The organism is Gluconobacter kanchanaburiensis NBRC 103587 (genome assembly GCF_007988905.1).
GTDB lineage: Bacteria > Pseudomonadota > Alphaproteobacteria > Acetobacterales > Acetobacteraceae > Gluconobacter > Gluconobacter kanchanaburiensis.
The window spans coordinates 18,057-40,503 of the sequence record NZ_BJVA01000017.1 but is presented as its reverse complement, the minus strand read 5'-3'; the positions used below and the strand labels follow the sequence as shown (position 1 = coordinate 40,503).

At 59.7% G+C, this 22,447-nt stretch carries 24 protein-coding genes and 1 tRNA gene; 14 read left to right on the top strand and 11 right to left on the bottom strand.

Translation table 11 applies throughout. The features are described from left to right. Positions 1-8 precede the first annotated feature (8 nt). Positions 9-1,169: an OpgC family protein gene (locus GKA01_RS11595; protein WP_146863183.1), complete on the bottom strand. Its 1,161-nt coding sequence runs from the start codon at positions 1,167-1,169 to the stop codon at positions 9-11. A 149-nt stretch (positions 1,170-1,318) separates the two neighbouring features. After that, positions 1,319-2,773, bottom strand: coding sequence for a SulP family inorganic anion transporter (locus tag GKA01_RS11590; protein WP_146863180.1), 1,455 nt, complete (start codon positions 2,771-2,773; stop codon positions 1,319-1,321). 493 nt (positions 2,774-3,266) lie between these two features. Here GKA01_RS11590 and GKA01_RS13875 point away from each other — a divergent pair, with 493 nt between their 5' ends. Beyond that, the gene (locus GKA01_RS13875) at positions 3,267-3,434 is read left to right on the top strand and encodes a hypothetical protein (RefSeq protein ID WP_228120044.1); all 168 of its coding nucleotides are present in this window, start codon (positions 3,267-3,269) and stop codon (positions 3,432-3,434) included. A 150-nt stretch (positions 3,435-3,584) separates the two neighbouring features. Next, positions 3,585-3,660, top strand: a tRNA-His gene (locus tag GKA01_RS11580). Between the two features lie 37 nt (positions 3,661-3,697). On the opposite strand, the gene GKA01_RS11575 is transcribed toward GKA01_RS11580, so the two are convergent. Beyond that, the gene (locus GKA01_RS11575; RefSeq protein WP_146863177.1) at positions 3,698-4,627 is read right to left on the bottom strand and encodes a DMT family transporter; all 930 of its coding nucleotides are present in this window, start codon (positions 4,625-4,627) and stop codon (positions 3,698-3,700) included. A gap of 253 nt (positions 4,628-4,880) precedes the next feature. Here GKA01_RS11575 and GKA01_RS11570 point away from each other — a divergent pair, with 253 nt between their 5' ends. After that, positions 4,881-6,302, top strand: a complete 1,422-nt coding sequence (locus tag GKA01_RS11570; RefSeq protein WP_146863174.1) for a mannose-1-phosphate guanylyltransferase/mannose-6-phosphate isomerase — start codon at positions 4,881-4,883, stop codon at positions 6,300-6,302. 10 nt (positions 6,303-6,312) lie between these two features. Here the strand turns inward: GKA01_RS11570 and GKA01_RS11565 are convergent, their stop codons facing one another. Next, on the bottom strand, positions 6,313-7,236 hold the full coding sequence (locus GKA01_RS11565; RefSeq protein WP_146863170.1) for an SDR family oxidoreductase: 924 nt from the start codon (positions 7,234-7,236) through the stop codon (positions 6,313-6,315). Next, entirely contained in the window at positions 7,233-8,681 is a 1,449-nt protein-coding gene (locus GKA01_RS11560; protein WP_146863167.1) for a hypothetical protein, read from the bottom strand. Before GKA01_RS11560 ends, GKA01_RS11565 begins: the two co-directional genes overlap by 4 nt. Before the next feature lie 327 nt (positions 8,682-9,008). Here GKA01_RS11560 and rplM point away from each other — a divergent pair, with 327 nt between their 5' ends. Both rplM and rpsI read left to right on the top strand, forming a co-directional pair. After that, entirely contained in the window at positions 9,009-9,482 is a 474-nt protein-coding gene (gene rplM / locus GKA01_RS11555; protein WP_011252036.1) for a 50S ribosomal protein L13, read from the top strand. Between the two features lie 10 nt (positions 9,483-9,492). Continuing rightward, a complete protein-coding gene (gene rpsI / locus GKA01_RS11550; RefSeq protein WP_062028979.1) occupies positions 9,493-9,984 on the top strand; it encodes a 30S ribosomal protein S9 in 492 nt (163 codons plus the stop codon). An 81-nt stretch (positions 9,985-10,065) separates the two neighbouring features. On the opposite strand, the gene GKA01_RS11545 is transcribed toward rpsI, so the two are convergent. Then, entirely contained in the window at positions 10,066-10,611 is a 546-nt protein-coding gene (locus GKA01_RS11545; protein WP_146863164.1) for a DUF2975 domain-containing protein, read from the bottom strand. Between the two features lie 279 nt (positions 10,612-10,890). On the opposite strand from GKA01_RS11545, the gene GKA01_RS11540 reads away from it, so the two are divergent. Beyond that, on the top strand, positions 10,891-11,970 hold the full coding sequence (locus GKA01_RS11540) for a branched-chain amino acid aminotransferase (protein WP_146863160.1): 1,080 nt from the start codon (positions 10,891-10,893) through the stop codon (positions 11,968-11,970). 10 nt (positions 11,971-11,980) lie between these two features. On the opposite strand, the gene GKA01_RS11535 is transcribed toward GKA01_RS11540, so the two are convergent. Together GKA01_RS11535 and GKA01_RS11530 are read right to left on the bottom strand one after the other, a co-directional pair. After that, positions 11,981-12,577 carry a nucleotidyltransferase family protein gene (locus GKA01_RS11535; RefSeq protein ID WP_228120043.1) on the bottom strand — a complete coding sequence of 199 codons (597 nt, stop codon included), beginning with the start codon at positions 12,575-12,577 and terminating at the stop codon, positions 11,981-11,983. Continuing rightward, complete coding sequence (locus tag GKA01_RS11530; protein ID WP_146863157.1) at positions 12,574-13,545, bottom strand: XdhC family protein; 972 nt, start codon at positions 13,543-13,545, stop codon at positions 12,574-12,576. Before GKA01_RS11530 ends, GKA01_RS11535 begins: the two co-directional genes overlap by 4 nt. Positions 13,546-13,710: 165 nt before the next feature. Here GKA01_RS11530 and GKA01_RS11525 point away from each other — a divergent pair, with 165 nt between their 5' ends. The 7 genes from GKA01_RS11525 to GKA01_RS11495 all read left to right on the top strand — a co-directional run bounded on the left by GKA01_RS11525 (position 13,711) and on the right by GKA01_RS11495 (position 18,673). Beyond that, positions 13,711-14,907: a molybdopterin molybdotransferase MoeA gene (locus GKA01_RS11525; RefSeq protein WP_146863154.1), complete on the top strand. Its 1,197-nt coding sequence runs from the start codon at positions 13,711-13,713 to the stop codon at positions 14,905-14,907. After that, positions 14,897-15,931 (top strand): GTP 3',8-cyclase MoaA, encoded by a 1,035-nt coding sequence (gene moaA, locus GKA01_RS11520; RefSeq protein WP_146863151.1) that lies wholly within the window; start codon positions 14,897-14,899, stop codon positions 15,929-15,931. Before GKA01_RS11525 ends, moaA begins: the two co-directional genes overlap by 11 nt. A 31-nt stretch (positions 15,932-15,962) precedes the next feature. After that, positions 15,963-16,445, top strand: coding sequence for a cyclic pyranopterin monophosphate synthase MoaC (gene moaC, locus GKA01_RS11515; RefSeq protein ID WP_146863148.1), 483 nt, complete (start codon positions 15,963-15,965; stop codon positions 16,443-16,445). Then, positions 16,442-17,281: an NTP transferase domain-containing protein gene (locus tag GKA01_RS11510; RefSeq protein WP_146863145.1), complete on the top strand. Its 840-nt coding sequence runs from the start codon at positions 16,442-16,444 to the stop codon at positions 17,279-17,281. The genes moaC and GKA01_RS11510 overlap by 4 nt, the downstream gene beginning before the upstream one ends. Then, positions 17,278-17,772, top strand: a complete 495-nt coding sequence (locus GKA01_RS11505; RefSeq protein WP_146863142.1) for a molybdenum cofactor biosynthesis protein MoaE — start codon at positions 17,278-17,280, stop codon at positions 17,770-17,772. Before GKA01_RS11510 ends, GKA01_RS11505 begins: the two co-directional genes overlap by 4 nt. A gap of 113 nt (positions 17,773-17,885) precedes the next feature. Further along, complete coding sequence (locus GKA01_RS11500; protein ID WP_194265886.1) at positions 17,886-18,476, top strand: hypothetical protein; 591 nt, start codon at positions 17,886-17,888, stop codon at positions 18,474-18,476. After that, a complete protein-coding gene (locus tag GKA01_RS11495; protein ID WP_146863136.1) occupies positions 18,476-18,673 on the top strand; it encodes a hypothetical protein in 198 nt (65 codons plus the stop codon). The genes GKA01_RS11500 and GKA01_RS11495 overlap by 1 nt, the downstream gene beginning before the upstream one ends. A gap of 41 nt (positions 18,674-18,714) precedes the next feature. Here GKA01_RS11495 and GKA01_RS11490 read toward each other — a convergent pair whose 3' ends face one another. Both GKA01_RS11490 and GKA01_RS11485 read right to left on the bottom strand, forming a co-directional pair. Then, complete coding sequence (locus GKA01_RS11490) at positions 18,715-18,921, bottom strand: TOBE domain-containing protein (protein WP_146863133.1); 207 nt, start codon at positions 18,919-18,921, stop codon at positions 18,715-18,717. A gap of 147 nt (positions 18,922-19,068) precedes the next feature. Next, a complete protein-coding gene (locus GKA01_RS11485; RefSeq protein ID WP_146863130.1) occupies positions 19,069-20,208 on the bottom strand; it encodes a type III PLP-dependent enzyme in 1,140 nt (379 codons plus the stop codon). Between the two features lie 411 nt (positions 20,209-20,619). Between GKA01_RS11485 and GKA01_RS11480 the strand changes: the two genes are divergently transcribed. Further along, a complete protein-coding gene (locus tag GKA01_RS11480) occupies positions 20,620-21,660 on the top strand; it encodes a YihY/virulence factor BrkB family protein (RefSeq protein ID WP_244289208.1) in 1,041 nt (346 codons plus the stop codon). A gap of 61 nt (positions 21,661-21,721) precedes the next feature. On the opposite strand, the gene GKA01_RS11475 is transcribed toward GKA01_RS11480, so the two are convergent. Next, positions 21,722-22,372 carry a septal ring lytic transglycosylase RlpA family protein gene (locus tag GKA01_RS11475; RefSeq protein WP_146863127.1) on the bottom strand — a complete coding sequence of 217 codons (651 nt, stop codon included), beginning with the start codon at positions 22,370-22,372 and terminating at the stop codon, positions 21,722-21,724. Positions 22,373-22,447 lie beyond the last annotated feature (75 nt).

The following is a 22,447-nucleotide window of genomic DNA, read 5'->3' as shown; positions in this document are numbered from 1 at the left end:
GGGTTGTCCTATTCTGACGCAGGGGCAGGCTTCAGGGGCACTGCTGGACTCCGCGCCGCCTTGGCGCGCTGTCGCGCCCGGTCCAGAGGGATGGCCAGTGCGTAAGTCAAGCCGAGGCCTACGGCGTTCATCACGACCTGATCCCACAGGTTGATGCCAAAGCTGGCGAACATCAGGCGCCCGAGCAGATCCAGCACGGTGCTGAAGGCGAAGACTTCCAGAGAATTGCGCCCGAGGAGTGCGAGGCTTTGTCCGATCCGGTCCGCCGAAAGGCGACGCAGAGCCGTAGAAGACTGGACCAGATAGAAAATCGCCATGATGTCCAGCAGGCGCCAGATGGCTAGCGTCGACTTTCCTGTGTTCGGTGGTGCGGGGAAGATCCTCAGGGAAGGGACGTGCCAGTATTCGTAGGGAAAGCACAGAATGAACGCGCCGGCCAGATAGGTCAGGCAAAGAACCTTGGCCCAGCGACGGTACGGCAGATCGCCCTTGTGCTTCGAGGCCCACACCGCTCCCAGAATCCCGAGAATATAGAGAAACTGCCATCCGAATGGGTTGAGATACCATCCATTGGGATCGAGCCAGTTGGGTATGGTTATGTGCGGGTCTAGGTTGGCGATCGCCCAGATGGCCACGCTCAGTGCGAGCAGAAGCCACAGGCTGCGTTTGAGAACCCAGTAGATCAGCGGAAACAGTGCCAGAAGCACGACGTAGAGCGGCAGGATATTGAGATAGCTTGGCAGCGCATCAAAAGTCAGGATACGCCAGAGCCAGCCATAGCCGTGGGCAAGCTGGGGTTCGATCGTATATTCGGGAAGCGGCTGGTAATGCCGCCACTGGCGAACGGTCCAGACGAAGATCAGGGTCATGCCGGTCTGGTACAGATAAAGTCTGACGCAGCGAGCAAGGATGCGGTGGATGCCGGTCTTCCAGCCTTCTCGGTCGATCAGTCGTCCATAGGCCAGATAGGACGCATAACCCGCGAGCATGACGAAGATTTCGGCGGCATCTGCAAATCCGAAGTTTCGGATAGTGATCCGGTTGAGGAGATCGTCAGGCACATGGTCCACCAGCATCATCAGCAGGGCGATACCCCGCAGAGCGTCCACGCGATGATCGCGTGGGGTCTTTCGCGCTAAAGATGCGGAATGTGTGACGGGCGGCTCCATGACTTCTTCTTAACGTCGCAAAAGGGGGAGGGGTATGGGTGACTGATTACGATCAGATTAAAGATTGGACGGAATTACTGGATGTGACGGTCCGTATCTGTTGGATACGGACCGCCTGAAATGGCTCGCGGCTTTGCCGGAAGCCTTTTTCAAAGCGCCAGAAGCGTCTCGTCCGACTGGCGGTTAATGATGTCGTGGAGGTCGCTGCGAAGGCCTGTGACCTTCACGTCATGCCCATGTGATCGCAGTTTTCCGATAATCTTTTCGAGTTCCTGGACTGCAGTGATGTCCCAGAAACGGGCGTGAGAGAGATCAAGGACAACCGTTTCGGCCTGGGTGTGATAGTCGATGGCGTCTGAAAGATTGCTGGCAGAGGCGAAAAGGACCTGCCCGGTGACAGTGTAGGTCAGGGTGTCGCCTGCCGGTTGTTCAGTCACATGCAGCAGCTTTGACGCCTGCCAGGCGAAGAACACGCCAGACAGCATGACGCCGACCGCGACACCTGCGGCAAGATCGTGTGTCACGACTACGACAGCGACGGTGATGATCATGGTCAGGCTGGACAGGCGTGGATGACGTGCCAGATCCCGCAGGCTGCTCCACGAGAAGGTACTGGCGGATACCATAATCATGATGGCGACGAGAGCGGCCATCGGGACCTGACCAACCCAGCGGTGCAGCAGAACCATGAGGGCCAGCAGAAATGCGCCAGCGGTGAAAGTGGACAGGCGTCCGCGTCCGCCATAGCGCAGGTTGCCGACGGTCTGGCCGATCATGCCGCAGCCGGCGATACCACCGAAAGCGCCGACAAGAATGTTGGAAATGCCGAGACCGGTGCATTCCATACGCTGGTCGCCATGTGTGTCGGTGATGTCATCGACAACGGAGGCCGTCATCATCGATTCCAGCAGCCCGACCGCCGCCATGGCCAAGGCATACGGCAGCACCACGGACCATGTAGTCCAGGTCAGGGGAATATGCGGGAAGGTGAGGCTGGGCAGGCCAGTGGGAAGGTCTCCGAGGTCCGCGACAGTGTGGACGGGCATCGGATGGAGCATCGTGATGGCGGTGAGCACGACGATGCAGATCAGGGGCGACGGGATGGCGTCTGATAGTCGGGGCAGCAGATAGATGATGACGAGACCCAGAACGATCAACGCATAGGTATGCCAGGTGACGCCAAGTATCTGCGGAACCTGCGCGGCGAAGATCATGATGGCCAGCGCGTTGACGAAACCCGTGCGGACTTCGGCGGATACGAACCGCATGACCGCCTGAAGACGCAGCACGCCAAAAAGGACTTGCAATGCGCCAGCCACCAGGGTGGCGAGGAGCATGGCCTGAACGCCGTGGGCGTGGACCAGGGGAGCGGCCACCAGCGCTACCGATCCCGCCGCGCCGGAAATCATGCCGGGACGGCCACCAAATATGGCGATGGAGACGGAAATGACGAAAGACGCGAACAGTGAGACGGCCGGAGACACCCCGGCGATATAGGAAAAGGCGATGACTTCCGGGATGAGCGCAAAGGTGCCGACCATTCCGGCCAGCACTTCGCGCAGCGGGTTCTGTGCCCACTGGCGTCGGTAGAGAGCGGGAGTCATAAAAATCCTTGAAAGCAGGGCGTGACGGGGTGCGACGTATTCAGGCCCGGCGCGGCAATGAGACCTACAGTCTAGCTCGGTTGACCTCAGGATTGAAGGTGCGGATAGCGGCCGGGCCGAAACACGACGTCATTGCTGCGGCTTGAATATCCCGAGGTTCCGGTGAGTTGCACGTCGGCTGTCCCTCACTGTTTCCGGAGTATAATCTCTGCCCAACTATCCGTTTCTGGCGTTCAGGATGTCGCCTCGGGATCGGATTCCGGGGTAGGCATCCCGGGCAACGCCGCGTCCTGATCGTGGGGAGCAGAGCTATGTCGTCATGATCTGCTGCACAGGAGGATCGCCATCATTACTGGCGAAGACTCCGGAATCGGATATGCCGTCACGGAGTTCGTACGGATCGATATTTTCGTGAACAACGCTGCATTCCTGATCGAACGTCCGTCGCTTGCAGGTGTCAGTGATGAGGAATGGGGCAGGACATTTGATATCAATGCGTGAGCCACGTTCCGCATGGCGCGCCTGGCTGCTGGCCGCGCTGCTGAGTCCGCCGATAATGGAGCCGGAGCATGTGGAACGGTTTGGCGCCGATACGCCGATGAAGTGTCTGGGCCAGCCTGCCGAGCTGTCGGGAGTCTGCGTTTTTCTTGCAGGTGACTGAGGTGAGTTGTGTTTCGGGCACGATGATCGCCATCACAGGAGGTATCCCGGTCATCTGATTCGGGCGGATGGTGCGAGGGTAATGAAAAAAAATACATCAGGGGACTGGACGACAGCCCCGACAATCCTCTAGAGAGTGCGTCGCTGTGTGGCGGATGTAGCTCAGTTGGTAGAGCGCCGGTTTGTGGTACCGGTTGTCGCGGGTTCGATCCCCGTCATTCGCCCCAGCAATCCTTTCCAGATTTAAAACGCTGTCTGTCGATCCTAAGGCTTTGCGGCTTTGGCATGATCGTGCCGGTGTTCCCAGCGCTCTTCCAGGGCCATGCGTTCAAAGCGCAGTTTCTGCCGGATCCAGTTCAGCATTCCGGACAATGTGACGATCACGATCCCGACGAACGTCCAGTTATCCAGAGGCTGGTGAAACAGCAGGTAGCTGAATGCCACCGCCCAGACCATCTGGCTGTACTGGGGCAGTGCGACCCGGTTTGCCGGAGCGACGGCTGTGGCCATCATCATGAAAAGCTGCCCCAGGGCTGCGAGAAATCCATAACCGAACAGGATGATCCAGGCTTTGGCCCCATGCGGCCATGAGGCATGGGCGATCATAAGGAGTCCATCGCCGATCAGGGGGCCGAACAGGCTCGACCCGAACAGGGACAGGCGGGCGCTGCCGTTTCCTGCCAGCCGGTAGGCCACGACGCTTGCGGCATTGGCAAGAGCGGCGAGGATGGCGCAGACATGTCCGAGGTGGAAAGTCCTCGCTCCGGGGCGCAGAACGATCAGGACGCCCAGAAAACCTACGGCGACGGACAGCCATGTCCAGAATGACACTTTTTCCTTCAGGAACGTCACCGAAATGATGGTGACGAAGAAGGGCATCAGGAACATCAGGGACAGGGCTTCCGGCATGGGCAGCAGCATGAAAGCCATGACGCTGGCGGCCGTGGAGACAAAAGTGGATACCGCTCGGAGGATCCACATGCCCGGTCGTGTCGTTGCAAAGATATCGGAATAGGGCTCGTCCGGGCGCCGGATAAACGGCAGCAGGAGGAATCCGAATATGCCGCCTGAGAACGCGACCTCGAACGGATCAAGGTGCCCGGCAAGGCCTTTTGAACATGCGTCGCTGATCGAAAAGGCCGCGTAACCGAGAAGCGCCAGAAGGATGCCTGAGGAGAATAGGGTCTGTTTCATGAATGTGCTTGCTCCATCGGCGGCGGATACCCTGCGTCTGGGGACACAGAAAAACCTTCGCGCGCGTATGCAGTCAACATGCTCTGTCTGTGCTTCTGTACGTTATGAAAGGTTGCGTGTTTTGTCTGGGAAGGGTCGGATCCCGACAGGCCGACTGCGCGTGAATTGGAAAGGCTGCGCCCCTGATGTATGGTGCCGGTCCTTTGGGCAGGCCGCATGGCCCCCGTCTCGTGGATAAAAGCGTAAGCCTCTCATGTCCCAGAAGATCGTCCCAGTTATTCTCTCCGGTGGATCAGGCAGCCGCCTGTGGCCCGTTTCACGCAGCAGCTATCCAAAGCAGTTCTGGCCTCTCCTGACGGAACGGAGCCTCATTCAGGAGACCGCTCTGCGGGGCGCCCGTGCGGGGCTGGCGGCGCCGATCGTCATCTGTAACGCGGAGCATCGCTTTATCGTGGCTGAGCAGCTGCGTGATGTCGGCGTTGATGATGCCCGGATCGTTCTGGAGCCTGTCGGGCGTAATTCCGCTCCTGCCATTACTGCCGCTGCGTTTCTGGTGGCCGAAACGGATCCAGATGCCGTTTTGTGGATCATGGCTGCGGATGCAGCGATTACCGACGAGGCTGCCCTGTATTCCGCGCTTGAACAGGCTGTGACCGCCGCTGCGGACGGACGCATCGTGACCTTCGGAATGACGCCGACACGCGTTGAAACGGGTTATGGGTATATCGAGAGTGGCGCGTTACTGTCAGGGATTGACGGCGTTTTCGAAGTTTCGCGTTTTGTTGAGAAGCCGGATCTGGCAACTGCGGAGACGTTCTTCCGTGATGGCCGTTATCTCTGGAACTCCGGTATGTTCGTCACCCGTGCGGATGTGTTCCTGTCCGAGATCGAGGCTTTCGAGCCGTCTATCCACTCGCATGTCGGGCAGGCGGTGCTGAACCGTAAAAGTGATCTCGACTTCGACCGGCTGGACGATGCCAGTTTCCGGCAGTCACCGGATATTTCGGTGGACTATGCGGTGGCTGAGCGTACGAAGCGTGCGGCCGTTGTGCCGGGGACATTCGGCTGGTCAGATATCGGAAGCTGGGATGCTCTGTGGGATCTGTCGCCCAAGGATGCGGAAGGCAATGCCACGTTCGGAGATGTGTTTCTTGACGGCACGCGCAACTGTTATGTCCGCTCTGACGGGATCGTCGCGACAGTTGCCGGTGTCGAGGACCTCGTGGTGGTCGTGACGCAGGATGCGGTCATGGTGTCGCATCGCGACCGTGCGCAGGACGTCAAACATATGGTCAGCCGCCTCAAGAAGGCGGGACGCAAGGAAGCGGCGGCCCATAATCGTATGTATAGGCCTTGGGGATTTTATGAGAGCCTGATCCAGGCGGATCGCTTCCAGGTCAAGCGGATCGTGGTGGAGCCGGGCCAGAAACTCTCCCTGCAGAAGCATTTCCATCGCGCCGAGCACTGGGTGGTCGTTGGCGGCACCGCGCTTGTAACGCGTGACGCCGACCAGATCATGGTGCGTGAAAATGAAAGCGTTTATCTGCCGCTTGGCTGTGTGCACCGGCTGGAAAATCCGGGCCGGATTCCTCTGACCCTCATTGAAGTTCAGTCCGGCCCTTATCTTGGCGAGGATGATATCGTCCGAATTGAGGACGTTTACTCCCGTAACTGAAGACCGTGGTTCAGGTGTCCTGCTTCACATGGGAGCGGGCCCCGAACAGGGTATGCAGCCCGTTGGCGAGGGGCACGGGAGTAATTCCTAGGCGCTTTTCCATCGGACCGATGTCGAAATTCTTGTCTTCCAGAAGACGCCTGATTTCTTCAGGCGCGATTTTCGGCAGGCCGGGAATGTGGCGTGTTACGGGAGACAGTGCTCTGAGCAGCCAGCCTGGCAGAGAGATGACCGGCCGCCCGCCAAGTCCCGAAAAATAAAGCACCATGCGGACGAAAGTCCGGTATGCGACGGCCGTCGGACCAGCGATCACGATGCTTTCAGGTCCGGTAACTTCTCCGTTCCGGAGAAGATGGATGGCGGCGACAACGGAGCGTGTCACATCCCGCTGGTCAATGGGCTGCACGAGTGCTCTGCCGCCCCCAGGAAGCGGCACGATTGGCAGTCGCTCCAGAAGTTTGGCAAGGCGCTGCACATTGTCTTCGCCCTGTGCGCCATAGATCATGGTCGGGTGCAGAATGATGGAAGGCCTTCCGTCCTGTTTCAGGGCAGACTCCCCGGCGAGGACCCCGCGTCCGTGATCGTCGGGCCAGCGCGTGAATTTACGTGTGCTGCCCAGGGCGACGACGGGGGCCGTGGTGGCGGCAAGGATGGCAGGCAGATGTCGGGCGTGGGCCGTGTTGACCACGATGGCCGCATTTTCGAAGGCCAGTGGAAGGGTATCGGTCTGCGTGAGGTCGGCAATGCGCACGGCCTGACAGGCCTGCGCGATGTCTGGTGCGAGCGTACCCTGACTCCGCACCACCGCGATGATCGGCTGTCCCTCAGCAAGAAGGGCGCGGCACAGGGCTGAGCCCGACCGACCATTTGCCCCAATGATGCAGACAGGGCCGTCTGAGAGCGACGGGGGACGTACTCTGGCGTCGTCGGTCATTGTACGGATGCCTTCAGGTCGGGTGAGGCCACCAGCGCCATCAGGCTGGGAGGAGAGGCCCCGATATCGTTCAGGACCGTGAGCGGTGTGGGGTTAACGGGGACATAGGTCAGTGTCAGGGTGCGGTTGGCGGGGCGTGTCACATAGTCCGGGATGGCTGTCAGCGCCGGATTGACAGACAGAACGGCCTGGAGTGCCTGTGCCGTCCGCGCACGGATCTGCTCGGCAGTGGTGCCTCTGCCCGACTGACGAGCGGACAGCGTAAAGCCGGTGTCGATAAACCTGTCGCCCTGAATGGAGAACGTTGCCGACTTCAGTGTTGTGGCCTGAAGGACTTCCTGTGGGGTGGACGGGCTGCCCAGAGCCGAAGGTCGGCTGATCACAAGATCGAGCTTCATGGCCGCAAAATCCGGGATCGTCAGGGTTGTCGTCGTGTGTGATGTGTGGACGCCCAGATCCGTCACCTGAGTGTAATGCGCGGTCGAAGCCGTCCCGTTGACAGGGAAAGGAAGTTTTCGATCACTTCTGAAGTGGAGGCCTTTCAGGTCCAGCGTCAGGGTTGCGATCTGTTTGTCGAGATTGCCGGTTCCGCGCAGATCATCGAGACGCGCCGTTCCTGATGGCATGTTCAGCCTGAAATTATGCAGGCTGAGGCTTTCTGGTGGAAGGGTCTGGGAAGGCATGCGCTGCCCCTCCCACATCGCGGCAACCTGCGCGGCGAGATCCTTCTGTCGCAGGTCGCCTCGCTCGAGGCTGGCCTGGCCGCTTATGATCTGCGGTCCGGGCAGTTGGCCGGGAAAGGGGACGTGTGACTTTACGGTCCGTTCGTAAGCGAGTGTCCCGCCGGCCATGTGAACCGAGGTCACGAGTGCCGGACCATAATTGTCCACGACAATATTGCTTGCGAAAATACTGTGGATATTGACTGGGCCGGGAGAAGAGGACGCGGTCAGGTTCTGGATCGAGAGCTGGTTGATCTGTCCGTGGGCGAGAGCGACGTGGCCAAGATCGATGCGGGAATGCGGTGCGGATCCTGACGAGGACGCCTGGGAAGGCGCCGGGAGGGAGGGAGGCAGAATGAGCTGTCGCAGGCTCAGGGATGTGCCGTGGATGATCTGGCCCGGCGTCTGGAGGAAAGGCTCACGCACTTCAACTGTCCGGATTGAAATTCCACCATCCGGCGTAGGACGGGGATGACCGAGCCGCATCCGGGTGGCGCGGAAGGTTGTGGTGCCCTCGCGCAGGGTGATGTCGGTCAGGGTAGCGCCCAGCGACAGGATTGCCGGCGTCGCGCTGCTGTAGGTGAAAGTCGTGCCGGGAGGAAGGGCGGCCCGGAAGCTCGACAGGCCGCGGATAACCTCCATGTGAGCTTCGTGACGAACGCCGGCGACGCCGATGACGGCGATCACCGAGATCAGGCTCGTCGTGAGCCAGGGTCTTTTCACGTTGATATTCCTGTCTGAAACGGTCCCGCACGGTGTCGGGCGTAAACGGTCTTTGAGCCGCGTCAGAATATCATTGTCCTGACATGGGGCAATGCGGACGTCGAATTTGTTGCGGTAAAATGATACCGCATAGCGGAAAATGGCGGAAAACTGCTGCGAATCACATAATTCAATATGTAAACGGGGCTTGACGCGGACGCTGGAGACGGCAATAAGGCGCCACCTGATCCGCTTTGCCGCGGGGGCGGTGTCTTTTCGACATTGCTTTTGCGACGGGCGCCATCCACGGCGCGGCTTTATTCCGCGCCCCAAGCTGGAATGTCATCAATGAAGACCACACGTTCGCTGAAGCCAGCGGAGGTGACGAAGAACTGGGTGCTGATCGACGCCGAAGGGCTCGTTCTCGGCCGTCTCGCCACCATCATCGCCACCCGCCTGCGCGGAAAGCACAAGCCGCAGTTCACTCCGCATGTTGATTGCGGCGACAACATCGTCGTCATCAACGCGGAAAAGGTTGTCCTCACGGGCAACAAAGTCGGCCAGAAGCTGTTCCACTACCACACGGGGCACCCGGGCGGTATCAAGGAGCGTACCATCACGCAGCGTCTCACGGGCAAGAACCCGGGTGAAGTTGTCGAGAAGGCCGTCGAGCGCATGATCACCCGTGGTCCTCTGCAGCGCGCCCAGATGAAGCACCTGTATGTCTATGCCGGTTCCGAGCATCCGCATGACGGACAGAAGCCCGTCAAGCTGGACGTTGCTGCGATGAACCGCAAGAACACCGTAACCCACGAGTCGTAAGGCCTGTATCATGTCCGAGACCCAAGAGCGCACCGGCACGCTGCAGGACCTTGCGAGCGTTGCTCCTGCCGTTACCTCCAACGCTGCCCCGGTTCACGAAGTCAAGCGTGACGCCCAGGGCCGTTCCTACGCAACCGGCCGTCGTAAGGACGCCGTGGCCCGCGTATGGATCAAGCCTGGCAAGGGTGACATCATCGTCAATGGCCGTCCGGTCACGACGTATTTCGCCCGTCCGGTTCTGCGTATGCTCCTCACGCAGCCGTTCCTGATTTCTGATCGTTACAACCAGTTCGACGTGTACTGCACGGTCGCTGGTGGCGGTCTGTCCGGTCAGGCTGGCGCCGTCCGTCACGGTATCTCCCGTGCGCTGACGTATTACGAGCCGAGCCTGCGCGGTATTCTGAAGGCTGCCGGCTTCCTGACGCGTGACAGCCGTATTGTCGAGCGTAAGAAGTACGGCCGTGCGAAGGCACGTCGTTCCTTCCAGTTCTCCAAGCGCTGATTCGTCAGACTTTGCGAACAGAAAAACCCCGGCCAGATGGCCGGGGTTTTTTATGTCCGGTTGCTGAAAACCGTCCGTAGGTCAGACCACGTCGTCCAGTTCACGACGCAGTTCCAGCCCCTTGCTGAAAATCCACGCCATGACAAAAGGCAGTGCGACCAGCCCGAGATCCGAAAAAGTCTCGACGTCATAAAATGGTGCATGGGTGGAAGGCGTGTTGGCTGGGAAACCCATGACCCCCTGCACAAAACCCGACAGGAAAGGTACCCCGAGACTTGCAAGACCCGCAAAGCCGATGAGGCGAAGGGAACGGACATTGGTGGCCGTGAAAATCTTTTCCTGAAGGCACTCGAACACGAGGGCTGCGATCCGGTAGAGAATGACAGCCTGGCAGATATCCTGGAAGGCGCGTCCCAGATGCGTCATCGTCGACAGATCCTGCCACGGTCTCATCAGAAACTGCCATCCGATCCAGTGCGTCAGGAATGAGGGCAGACTATTCTGCAGGGCAGCGCAGACATGTCCAGCCGCCACAAGGACGGAGATGCCCGCCGGGATGTGAAACAGGACGGAGATGCTTTCCGCTGTAGTGCGGGTCGTCGGGAGGGCGGGGTCGGAGCGGATCATGGATTCTCCATACGGCGATAGTCTCTTTATTTATTGTAAAACGATAATATCGAAAAGCAATAATAATTTAGGCTTCTAAAATCTGGTCCGGTTTTTAGGGGCGGCGTGCATAGTGAATTAGAACAGATAAATTGCTAAAAATTACCTATAAAAATAATAAAATTATAATCAATATGTTTTAATAATCATCTTATTCCGATATCGCCAGAGCGTGCATCCTGTGCCACATTGCGCTCGCCATTTTTTCGAGACCATGATCTTACCGGAAGCTGTGACCTCATGACGCCTTTCCTCATTGAAAAGACCGCAACCCCGACCGATCCCGTGAAGCGGACGGAACTTCTGGCCAGCCCGTCCTTCGGGCGGGTGTTCACCGATCACATGGCCATCATTCGCTATACGGTGGAAAAGGGATGGCACGATGCGAAGATTACCGCCCGCCGACCGCTCAGCATCGATCCTGCGTCCACGGTTCTGCACTACGGGCAGGAAATCTTTGAGGGCATGAAGGCCTATTGTGAAAAGGACGGCCATGTCGCCACGTTCCGTCCCGAAGCCAATGCCGCGCGTTTTGCTGCGTCCGCCCGTCGTATGGGCATGGCCGAGTTGCCGGAAGATCTGTTCGTTCAGGCGGTAGACGAACTGGTTCGTGTGGATCAGGATTGGGTGCCGTCCGGAGACGGGCAGAGCCTCTATCTGCGTCCGTTCATGATTTCCAATGAAGTGTTCCTCGGCGTGAAGCCCGCCACGGAATATCTTTTCATTGTCATCGCCTGTCCTGTTGGCGCCTATTTCGGTTCGGGCTGCGTTTCCGTCTGGGTTTCCGAGACATACACGCGCGCTGCCATTGGTGGTACGGGTGAGGCCAAGTGCGGCGGTAATTATGCTGGCAGTCTGGTCGCGCAGGCTGAAGCCAAGGAGAAGGGTTGTGATCAGGTCTTGTTCCTTGATGCGCGCGAACGTCGCTTCGTTGAGGAAATGGGGGGCATGAACGTGATGTTCGTCCGCAAGGACGGCAAGATCGTTACCCCGCCGCTTGGAGGTACGATCCTGCGTGGCATTACCCGTAACAGCCTCATCCAGCTTGCTGCGGATCAGGGGATCGAGGTTGTCGAGGAGCCGATTGAGATCGACGAACTCTTCGCCGGCGCGAATGCGGGCAAATATACCGAGGCCTTTGCGTGTGGAACGGCGGCCGTGCTCTCTCCGATCGGAAAATTTGTCCGCCCCTCGGGAGAAGCGGTGTTTGGTGATGGTGTGACGCCGGGACCGGTGTCGCAGATGCTGAAGAAGACCCTGACGGATGTGCAGGGTGGCCGGAGCAATGACGTCCATGGCTGGATTCATCGGGTTTCCTGAGCCTGGGTTTTCAGCTTTCGTCGATCCATCCGTTCCGAACGGCTGTCTCAAGCTGTTCGGGCGTATCGATATCGAAGGCGAGTTCCGGAGCGCTCACTATCGCAGGGGCGCTCCCTGCATTTTTCCAGATCTGGCGAAGCCCGGTATCGCCCCGCAGATCCCCGATATGGCGCTGCGTGGCAGCGGTGAGCAGGACGGGGATGCCCCGTCCTTCCGCCCCGTAAGCCGTTATGGCGTCTTTTCCGGTTTTGCCCTGATCCAGAAGAGCGAATAAATGCGCTTCCCGCAGGCAGGGCTGGTCTGTCCCCGCAATGAGAAGGGCGGCTCCATCCTTCTTCAGTGACTGAAGACCGCATCCGAGCGAGGATGCCATGCCGGTTTCCCAGTGAGCATTATGGGTCATGATGATGTCCAGACCTTCAAGCGCCTTGCTGACACCCTCCTGCGCGCCGCCTGTCACGATGACCAACTGCTCCGGATCTGTCGCCAGAAGAAGTTGTGCGACGTATCGTACCAGAGGGATGTCGTCGATTGTCAGAAGCTGTTTGGGTCGCCCGAGCCGTGTACTGCCCCCTGCGGCCAGAAGCAGGGCAGAGTGTTTCATCATCGGGGACGCGTCGCCGTGATCTGGGCGAGTATGGACAGGGCGATCTCCATCGGGCTTCGGGCATTGATGTCGAGCCCGGCGGGCAGATGCAGGCGTGTCAGCTCTTCCGTGGAGATCCCTCCGGCTTGAAGCGCTTCGATCCGGTCAGGAATTTTTCGTCGGCTTCCGAGGATACTGACGCAGAAGGCTTCGGAGTGTAGGGCGTGTGCTGCTAGTGCCAGATCCTGGGCAGCGTCATGTGTCAGGCTGTAGACGGCTGTCCAGCGATCGAGCCTGAGCTTTGTTAGCGCTGTGTCCAGATTGCCGCGGATATAGCGTTCCGGGGGCAGGCCGGACGGTGGATCATGTGGGCCGCCGGGGCGGAGCAGAAAAGTTTCGAGTCCCATGGATGTCGCAAGCGACAGCGTAGCGAGCGTCACGGGATCTCCGCCACAGAGAATGAGCCTGATGGGTGGCAGGTAGTGGCGGCAGAAAACGGAAGGGTCTGATGGCGTGGGGATTGCGCCGTTCTGGAATTTCATGTCGCCCGTTTGCAGATCCGTTATGAGCGTTATGGCGTGACGGCGTGTTCTCGCAGTTTGGAGTGTGGTCACATGAGCGGCCAGATCCGGCAGGGGACGTACGAAAATCCCGATCCGGCCGCCACAGGTCAACTGGATGTCCAGAACCGGGCTGCCCGCACCGTAATCGAGCATACGAGGCTGTCCGTCGCGCAGGGAGTCGAGAGCTTCGGTGCGGACGGCAGCTTCAACGCACCCCCCTGACACATAGCCCTGTACGTCGCCGTCCTCGCAGATTGCCATCTCACTGCCGAGCGGTCGGGGCGACGACCCGTCGATCTGGACGAGCGTCGCGAGGGCTGCGCGTTTTCCTGCTGAAGCCCAGCGCTCCAGCGCCGGAAGCAGATCGTCAGTCAGGCCGTAATCCGGCCATTGGGGAAGAGGAGAGAACTGTACGGCGGCCGTCATGGAGGGGTCCTGATACTCTTTGAGGACTTAAGGGTAACGTCAAAGACGATTATGACATACCCTGTCCGTTACGGGCTGTTGATCCATGGGCCATCGGGTCTATATCGGCAGGGAACGTCGCTTCGGCATTCCAGCCAGCGGACAGAGACCACGACCGGAGCGGTAATGAGCGATCTCCTGAGCGTCACACGGGCCATGGAACTGGTGCTGGGTTATGCCGGCACCTTCGGGACGGAGACGGTTGATCTGGAGATGGCGGCCGGACGCGTTCTCCAGCAGACGATCCGGGCCGAACGGGCGCAGCCGCCTTACGACCGCGTCATGATGGACGGCATCGCATTCCGCTACGGAAGTGATCTGCCGTTGCTCTCTCATGGCACACAGCGTGCGGGTGCGCCGGGGCAGGCGCTGCCTGAAGGGGCCGCCTGTCTCGACGTAATGACGGGCGCGGTCCTGCCTGAAGGGGCCGATACGGTCGTCCCGGTTGAGCGTCTAGTCCGCGACGGGCGCATGGTGCGCTTTGAAGACGGGTATGAGCCGCGTCAGGGTCAGTTCATCCATCGTCGCGGTTCTGACTGCGCGGCGGGAACGGAACTGCTGTCGGGCGGCCGCCGGCTGGACGGGCCAGCGCTTGCGGTTCTGGCAGGCAATGGACATGCGCAGGTTTCGGTCTCACGAATTCCCTCCATCGGCATCGTGGCGACCGGCGATGAACTCGTGGACGTGGGTGGTCCGGTGCGCGACTGGGAAATCCGGCGTTCCAACGAATATGCCCTGACCGGCGCGCTTCTTTCGCGGGGATTCAACTGCATCGAGCGTTCGGTCGTGCCGGATGACCTCCCGCTGATGATGGCCGCCTTAAGGGAACAGCTTTCGCGACACGACGTGCTGATCCTCAGCGGCGGTGTTTCGATGGGGGCGTTCGACCATGTTCCCAGAGCGCTGTCCAAACTCGGTGTCGAGCGGGTTTTTCATAAGGTGGCGCAGCGTCCGGGCAAGCCGCTCTGGTTCGGTGTCGGGCCAGAGGGGCAACGTGTGTTCGGTCTGCCGGGCAATCCTGTTTCCGCCACGACCTGTGGAGTGCGGTACGTCATGCCCATGCTTCTGGCGGGGCAGGGGCTGTGCCGGGGCAAAACCCATGCTGTCAGACTTAAGGCTGAGGCCGAATTGATCCCGACACTGACGCGTTTTTTGCCGGTTAGGGTCGGGCATGATGAGACGGGTCAGGCCGTCGCGATACCCTATCCAATGCCGACGTCGGGCGATTTCAGTTTCCTTGCGGCGACGGATGGATTTGTGGAGCTGCCGCGCGGAGAGGGTATGGCGCCGCGTGGAACAGTCGCGTTGTTTCATGGCTGGTAAGGATGTTTCCGCTCTGACCGACGTTCATGGCCGTCCGCTGCATGATCTGCGGATTTCCGTCATGGACCGGTGCAATTTCCGCTGCCCGTACTGCATGCCGGAAGCGACCTATCACGAGCATTTCCGTTTTCTGGAACCGAAGGAGCGCCTGAGCTTCGACGAAATCGAGCGCGTGGCGCGCGTGGCGGTTTCGCTCGGGGTCCGCAAGTTGCGCCTGACTGGCGGGGAGCCTCTGCTGCGTCCGAAACTCCCGGAGCTTGTCGCACGGCTGGCCTCCATTGATGGGGTGGAAGACATCGCGCTGACGACGAACGGTGTTCTGTTGGAACGTCATGTCGCGGAGCTGAAGGCAGCAGGACTGAATCGCGTGACGGTCAGCCTCGACAGTCTGGATCCCGCGGTTTTCGCGCGGATGAGCGGTGGCCGTGCGCAGCTTGACCCTGTTCTGGAGGCGATCGACAGTGCCGCAGCCGAAGGGTTTTCCGGCGGGGTGAAACTCAATACCGTTATCCAGCGCGGGCTGAACGATGAAGGCGTGGAGTCTCTGGCGGAGCGTTTCCGTCATAGTGGCGTGGTTCTGCGGTTTATCGAATATATGGATGTCGGAACGCGCAATCACTGGGAGCGGGCTGAGGTGGTTCCGTCGCGTGAGCTGCTTGAGCGTCTTGAGACCCTGTGGCCCCTTGAACCTGTCGATGCCCAGTATCGCGGGGAAGTTGCCCGTCGCTACCGCTACTGCGATGGGGGCGGAGAGGTCGGGTTCATTTCCTCGGTGACTGCCCCGTTTTGTGGAGACTGTTCACGGGCGCGCCTGTCGTCGGAAGGGCAGCTTTATACATGTCTGTTCGCTTCGGAAGGGACCGATTTGCGGACGCTGCTGCGCAGCAGCGATGATGATGCCGCTCTTCGTGCGCTGTTGGCCGAGGTGTGGCGCCAGCGGACGGACCGGTATAGTGAGGAGCGGGCCGCGTCTTCGGATGCGCCAGCACGCCGCCGCATCGAGATGAATTATATCGGCGGTTAGAAACGGCAGTCGGACCGGGAGATCGAACACGATGAAAACGCTGACCCATGTCAACGAGCGCGGCGAGGATCCGCGCATGGTGGATATCAGCGGCAAGGACGTGACAGAGCGGAGCGCGCATGCCCAGGCGCGTCTGGTTTTCCCGTCGGAGATGGCGCGTACCCTGTCTGAGGCCGGGTTCATGACGGCCAAGGGCGCGGTTCTGACGGTGGCGCAGATTGCGGGCGTCATGGGTGTGAAATCCACATCGCAGCTTATCCCGCTCTGTCATCCGCTGTCCCTCAGTGGCTGTCGCGTGGACATCACGATCGAGGGCGACGAAGCCGTGATTGACTGTCGCGTGTCCTGCAAGGGGCGGACGGGCGTGGAAATGGAAGCTCTGACTGGCGCTTCCGTGGCCGCGCTGACCATTTATGACATGTGCAAGGCGATGTCCCATGACATGATCATTCGCGACGTGCGGCTGATGGGCAAGGCAGGTGGCAAGCGGGATTTCCAGAGGATCGAGGGATGATGCCCCTGTACGGTCTGGTTCTGGCGGGCGGCGTCAGCCGGCGTATGGGAACGGACAAGGCGGCGCTCGACTATCACGGTCTGCCGCAGCTTCAGGCGGCGTTCGATGAGATGGTGCCGCTGGTTGAAAAATGCTTCGTCTCCGTGCGCCCGGATCAGGCGGCTGAGCCGCTCCGTGCAGGTTTTCCGCAGATTGTGGATGCCGTCGAGATCGATGGTCCCGCTGCGGGGCTGCTTTCGGCTCATCGGGCTTTTCCGGGCGTCGCCTGGCTGGTGCTCGCCTGTGATCTGCCGCTGCTGGACCGCGGAACACTGAAAAACCTGATTGTGGAACGGGACGGGCAATCCGTCGCAGTGGCGTATCGCAGTGAACATGATGGTCTGCCGGAACCACTCTGTGCGATCTGGGAGCCTGAAGCGCTGGACCGCCTCGCCCATCAGGTCGAGACGGGGCGGCTCTGTCCCCGCAGTCTTCTAATCAACAGCCCCACCAAACTTCTGGAGCCGCATGTCCGGGGTGCGCTCGACAACATCAATACGCCGCAGGATCGTGAGGACGCGGTCCGGCGTCTCGACGATCAGACGGGAGGGACCATGATTAGCGTGAGACTGGAATACTTCGCGCAGCTTCGCGAGCTGGCCGGAATGCGGGAGCAGGTAATCGAGACGGAGTCCGCAACCGCAGGGCCGCTCTATGAGGAGTTGCGCCGGACATATGCGTTCCCGTTCGAGGCCTCCAGGCTGCGCGTGGCGATCAACGGGGATTTCGCACCTTGGACGCAGGCTTTGAAGGATGGGGACCATATCGTGTTCATCCCGCCGGTGACGGGAGGATGAGCCGCTTTCGGATGGCGTCTGCGCCCGTGGATCTGAACATGCTGCGTGAAGATCTGCATTTGGCCGAAGCGGGAGGCTTCTGCACCTTTGAAGGTTGGGTCCGCAACAGGAATGAGGGCCGTCCAGTGGATGGTCTTGAGTATGAATCCTATGAGGCACTGGCGCAGCTTGAGGGCGAGCGCATCGTCGCTGAGGCTCTGGAACGTTTCGAAATCAGCCAGGCAGTGGCCATGCACCGGACGGGAAGTCTGAAGGTCGGGGACGTGGCGGTCTGGATCGGGGTCTCCGCACCTCACAGGGATGCCGCGTTTCGCGCCTGCCGTTACATCATCGACGAGATCAAGCATCGCGTGCCCGTCTGGAAAAAGGAACATTATCTGGACGGGGATGCGGAATGGGTGGCGTGCCATCACTGCCAGACCGCGCCGCGTGCTTCAGAGTCCGGTGGTCATGACCATGATCACGGCCATTGTGGGCATCATCATCACTGACGAAAGGTTTCTGCGGGAGAGCGGCTTCGTGTCCCGCAGGATGCTTTTTAGGTTGTAATTGCAAATCATTCTCAATTAGGGTGACTCCGGTTCTGCTGATTCGGAGTTTTCCCATGACACGGCTGTCGCTTTCTCTGTCCGATCTATGCTGCTGCGAACGCCTCGCACTGTGGAGCATCCGCTGCCTCGTCAGTCATTACCGGCTTCCGAACTGCCCCGAGACAAAAACGACGGACGGCCTGTTTCCGGCCTGTTTCCGCCCTGCTCTTGATGCAGCCGAGGGGGCCTTCGCGGATGCTACCTATCATCTGAGACTTGCGGAGCGGCCTTTGCTGACGGTGAATGCACCTGGCATGCAGTCTCTCACGCCGCTTGAAGAGCGGTTTCTGAAAGGAATTGTTGCTGCCCAGAATGAGGGGCAGCGGGAAGTCTTCGTCATTCTTGCCGAAGCGTTTCCGGACCGTTTCGTGCAGGGATGCCTGGCTATGGCACTGACCCTGCTGGCGGATTGCCTGGCGGGCGCCGGGCACTGGTTGCCCAGGGCGCTGGTGCACGACGAGAAAACCATTTCCGGAGGAGGGGCGCTGTCATCTATTAGTCGCTGGCGGTCGGTCAGCCCGTCACGGATGCGCGTCCTCTGGCCTCAGGACAATGGTCCGCTTGGGAAAAGCATGATGCCGGAAACAGATCGGGTGATGCACTGATGTCGCCGCTGCGGGTGCGCCGTCTGCACGGCGCGGCTGTCATGCGCCGCCCACGCCTTGAAGAGCTGGAACATATGACGGTCTGTCTGCTTTTGCTGGCTGTTGGGGTTGGCGGCTTCTGCTGGTTGGCATGTCTGAATTTGGAAATCTCGGCTGACGACCTTCTCGCTGCCCTAGGATATCAGGGCGGCCTGTAGTCGCTGTCTCCAGTAATGTTGCTGACAGGTCGGCCGGATGATCAGTCCACGCCGACCATGACACTGGAGGCCTTGATCACGGCATAGGCGTCTTTGCCGATTTCGAGGCCGAGATCTGTGACCGCTTCGTTGGTAATGGCGCTCGTAATGATGACACCGTTGATGTCAATTGTGATGTGAGATGTGGTCGCGCCTTTGGTGATCGACGTGATACGGCCGCGAAGCTGATTGCGTGCGCTGAGCTTCATGAAAACGTCCTCAATCTGGATGACAGGCGAACGTGCCTGTTCTTTTCATATCGGAAGGCCGCTGCGCTGCGTCCAGACCAGGATGTACGGAAACAGATTGGGTAAAGCGTGTTTCCTCCGGCTCCCGAAAGAGCCGGAGACGCATTTTCAGATGTAATATTCGGTCAGTGGCGGGAAACCGTTGAACCCGACTGAGCAATAGGTGGAGACATATGCTCCGGTAGCGAGGATTTCGATCCGGTCGCCGCATGTGAGTGAATCCGGCATCGTGATGCGGTTCTTTTCGTACATGATGTCCACGCCATCGCAGCTCGGGCCGGCGACGACACATGGGGAGCGGGTGCCTTCCTCTGCGTCGCGTGATGTCCGAAACGTGTAGCGGATGGCTTCACCTTCGGTCTCCGCCAGACCACCGAAGCGGCCGATATCCAGATAGACCCATCGCGGATCACTCGCAGCACCGCCTCGGCGGCTGACGAGAATGACCTCGCTGGACACCACGCCTGACTGTCCTACCATGTAGCGACCGGGTTCCAGTAAAATTTCGGGTGCGTCGTCGGGAAAGTTCGTTGTCAGGGAAGCGTGGATCGTATCGGCGAAGTCCTGAACGGATGGCACGTTCTCGCGATAATGCGTCGGAAAGCCCCCGCCCAGATTGAGCATTCCGAGATCCACGCCCTGTGCGCGCAGGTCGTGATACAGGGCTGCCGCCTTGGTGATGGCATGGTCATAGGCCGCGACACCGGTCTGCTGGCTGCCGACATGGAAGGAGAGCCCGTAAGGCTTCAGTCCCAGATCCCGTGCGTGCAGCATGAGTGCGCGTGCGTGTTTCAGCGTGGTCCCGAATTTGCGTGACAGGGGCCAGTCGGCACCTTCATTTTCGACGGCAAGACGGCAGAAGACACGCGCGCCGGGGGCATGCTGGCCCAGCTTTTCGAGCTCTTCGATGCTGTCGAAGACGAACAGCCGGATTCCCAGATCGTAGGCTTCACAGATCCATTCGGGCTTTTTGAGCGTGTTGCCGTAAGAAATGCGGTCCGGTGTGGCGCCTGCATCGAGGCACATCCGGATTTCCGCGATGGAAGCGGCATCGAAGCAGGAGCCGAGAGCAACCAGGCGGTTCAGGATCGCCGGTGCTGGGTTCGCCTTGATGGCATAATAAATTTTTGCTTCCGGCATGGAATGATGAAGGGCGTGAAAATGCGTTTCCACCACGTCGAGATCGACGACGAGGCAAGGGGTTGCCGGCTGCTGCTCGGCAAGGAAACGGGTGATTTTGGGAGTCATGACACTCAATTCCCAGAACCAGACTCGTCAGGGAACGACATCGCCCTGCGAGTGTGTTGCGAAACGGTCGAACGGACCGGCGAATAGCGGGAATCCGTAACGGGTGGATTCCTGAAGGCCAGAACGCTTGACGTCGTTGCGTAACCTCTAGAGGGCCAGTGGCACGTGCGTTGCTGCGTGAGGGCGGCATATGGGACCAAATCCCCTGTCGTGCAACTGATAATTTTGCATTGTGATGCTTTTGGCAATATTGGAGAGGTGAATCAGGGCAAATTCGGAACGCGGGAGGGGACTTTCGCGTAGGTACTGGCTCGTATCGTACCAAACTGGTCGGACCAGTCCGGAAAGCATCCGTTTTTCGGATTGGACGCCACCCGCTGCCCCAACAGGAAACTGCCGAGGACACCCTGCGTGAGTTTGACAACCGAGTCCGCGACCCTTTCCGGTTCCGATCCGGAACCGATGGGATCGACCGAGCCTAGAAAATCCGGCGCTGTGACGGCCGCGGATGACCCGGCAGTTCCCCTGTCACCCGATCGACTTCATCATGCCGCCTGGCGCGTCGTCGCTAGACACCTTTTCGCGGAAGTTGGCTCCAGCCAGACATCACTGTCAGCAGCAGGGTGTGCATTCTATGCTACGCTGTCTCTCTTTCCGGCGATCTCCAGCCTGATTTCCCTGTATGGCCTGGCGTTTGATCTTCAGACCGTCGAGCCTCAACTTGAGGTTCTACGTCATCTTTTGCCGCCCTCGGCTTATGAGCTTATCGGAGACAGGATCCATCAACTGATCTCCCAGCCTCATTCCTCTCTTACGATTGGACTGATTTTTTCGCTTTCCGTTGCACTGTGGTCGGCATCCGCCAGCACGAAGTCAATCCTGTCGGCCCTGAATATGGCGTATAACGCGCAGGAAACGCGCAGCTTTTTCAAATTTCAAGCGCTGGCATTCTCCACGACGCTGATGGCTATTTTGGGGGCTGCCTTGACCCTCGCCCTGATGGTAGCCGCGCCTGCTCTCGTGGATTACCTGCCACGGCATGTCAGCTTTCTGAGCGATCCGCCGTTTCCGATTGATCTGTTGCTGTCCTACGGGGCACCGATGGTGGTGCATACGCTGGCGCCCCTTCTCATGCTGCTATTCGTCTTCATAGCCGTGACGCTGCTTTACCGCTTCGCACCGTGCCGGGTTCATACGAAGTGGCGGTGGATTTTTCCGGGATCGGCACTGGCGACGGTTCTATGGGTAGCAACGTCGCTCGGATTTTCCTGGTATGTGGCGCATTTCGCGAGCTATGGCGCGACGTATGGGCCTCTTGGTGCGGTTGCGGCCATCATGATGTGGCTTTTCGTCAGCGCCTATGTCGTGCTGTTTGGTGCAGAGCTGAATGCCAGTCTTGAGGCCCGCGCCGGTCAGAGTCAGGCGATATCGCCGCAGGCGGCTTCTGTCTGAATTCGATATAGCGGCGTCAGGGCGGTTGAATTCGCCCTGATGTCTGCTTTGGCATCAGCTTTTAACGATGATGATGTGGAACCTGACGCGTTGAAGCCGGAGAGCGGGGCACAGCCGTTGCAGCGGGATCTGCGGCCTGAATGGCTTGCGCACTCGTATCTTCGGGGGGCGCTTCTGCGACTTCCGTCTCCGTTGCGGGGTGTATGGCGGGGGAGACATCCGCCATTTTTGCAATCGTGACGTGGGCCGTTCCCGCACCGAGCATACCGATCCGGGCTGCGGCGGCGTGGGACAGGTCGATGATGCGGCTGTTGAAAGGGCCGCGATCGTTTACCGTCACAACCACGGAGCGGCCCGTATCCTGTGACGTCACGAGAAGTTTTGTACCGATTGGCAGGGAGGGATGCGCCGCCGTCAGGTCATTGGTGTTGAAAATCGAGCCACTGGCCGTGTGCCGTCCATGAAAATGCCGTCCGTACCAGCTGGCGACCCCGTGCTGTGACCATGTGTGTGCGGCCAGATGTGCCCGCTTGGCGAGTGCGGCCCGGACCGAGTCCGCCCAGCTTGTCCTTGGGGTTCCATCAAGAGCAGACTCGTCGTTGGCCTGTGCCGGGTGGTGGCTGGCGAGCCCCGCGAGGGCGAGGGCGAACGTCATGCTACGCAGCGGGATGAAACGGAAGGGTTTGCGAAGGGCAGGTAGCTCAAAGCGCACTATATCAGGTTCTTCTCCAGTGAACGGGACGGGCTTGATTCCTGCCGGATAGCACAAAAATGCGGCCCTGTCCCG

Coding starts and splice junctions, on each gene's coding strand:
- GKA01_RS11530 (WP_146863157.1), bottom strand. CDS start 13,545: ATGACGGCCGCCGTACAGTTCTCTCCTCTTCCCCAATGGCCGGATTAC.
- GKA01_RS11570 (WP_146863174.1), top strand. CDS start 4,881: ATGTCCCAGAAGATCGTCCCAGTTATTCTCTCCGGTGGATCAGGCAGC.
- GKA01_RS11545 (WP_146863164.1), bottom strand. CDS start 10,611: ATGATCCGCTCCGACCCCGCCCTCCCGACGACCCGCACTACAGCGGAA.
- GKA01_RS11565 (WP_146863170.1), bottom strand. CDS start 7,236: ATGACCGACGACGCCAGAGTACGTCCCCCGTCGCTCTCAGACGGCCCT.
- rpsI (WP_062028979.1), top strand. CDS start 9,493: ATGTCCGAGACCCAAGAGCGCACCGGCACGCTGCAGGACCTTGCGAGC.
- moaA (WP_146863151.1), top strand. CDS start 14,897: ATGGCTGGTAAGGATGTTTCCGCTCTGACCGACGTTCATGGCCGTCCG.
- GKA01_RS11490 (WP_146863133.1), bottom strand. CDS start 18,921: ATGAAGCTCAGCGCACGCAATCAGCTTCGCGGCCGTATCACGTCGATC.
- GKA01_RS11540 (WP_146863160.1), top strand. CDS start 10,891: ATGACGCCTTTCCTCATTGAAAAGACCGCAACCCCGACCGATCCCGTG.
- GKA01_RS11525 (WP_146863154.1), top strand. CDS start 13,711: ATGAGCGATCTCCTGAGCGTCACACGGGCCATGGAACTGGTGCTGGGT.
- GKA01_RS11590 (WP_146863180.1), bottom strand. CDS start 2,773: ATGACTCCCGCTCTCTACCGACGCCAGTGGGCACAGAACCCGCTGCGC.
- GKA01_RS11575 (WP_146863177.1), bottom strand. CDS start 4,627: ATGAAACAGACCCTATTCTCCTCAGGCATCCTTCTGGCGCTTCTCGGT.
- moaC (WP_146863148.1), top strand. CDS start 15,963: ATGAAAACGCTGACCCATGTCAACGAGCGCGGCGAGGATCCGCGCATG.
- GKA01_RS11595 (WP_146863183.1), bottom strand. CDS start 1,169: ATGGAGCCGCCCGTCACACATTCCGCATCTTTAGCGCGAAAGACCCCA.
- GKA01_RS11485 (WP_146863130.1), bottom strand. CDS start 20,208: ATGACTCCCAAAATCACCCGTTTCCTTGCCGAGCAGCAGCCGGCAACC.
- GKA01_RS11500 (WP_194265886.1), top strand. CDS start 17,886: ATGACACGGCTGTCGCTTTCTCTGTCCGATCTATGCTGCTGCGAACGC.
- GKA01_RS11505 (WP_146863142.1), top strand. CDS start 17,278: ATGAGCCGCTTTCGGATGGCGTCTGCGCCCGTGGATCTGAACATGCTG.
- GKA01_RS13875 (WP_228120044.1), top strand. CDS start 3,267: ATGCGTGAGCCACGTTCCGCATGGCGCGCCTGGCTGCTGGCCGCGCTG.
- rplM (WP_011252036.1), top strand. CDS start 9,009: ATGAAGACCACACGTTCGCTGAAGCCAGCGGAGGTGACGAAGAACTGG.
- GKA01_RS11510 (WP_146863145.1), top strand. CDS start 16,442: ATGATGCCCCTGTACGGTCTGGTTCTGGCGGGCGGCGTCAGCCGGCGT.
- GKA01_RS11495 (WP_146863136.1), top strand. CDS start 18,476: ATGTCGCCGCTGCGGGTGCGCCGTCTGCACGGCGCGGCTGTCATGCGC.
- GKA01_RS11535 (WP_228120043.1), bottom strand. CDS start 12,577: ATGATGAAACACTCTGCCCTGCTTCTGGCCGCAGGGGGCAGTACACGG.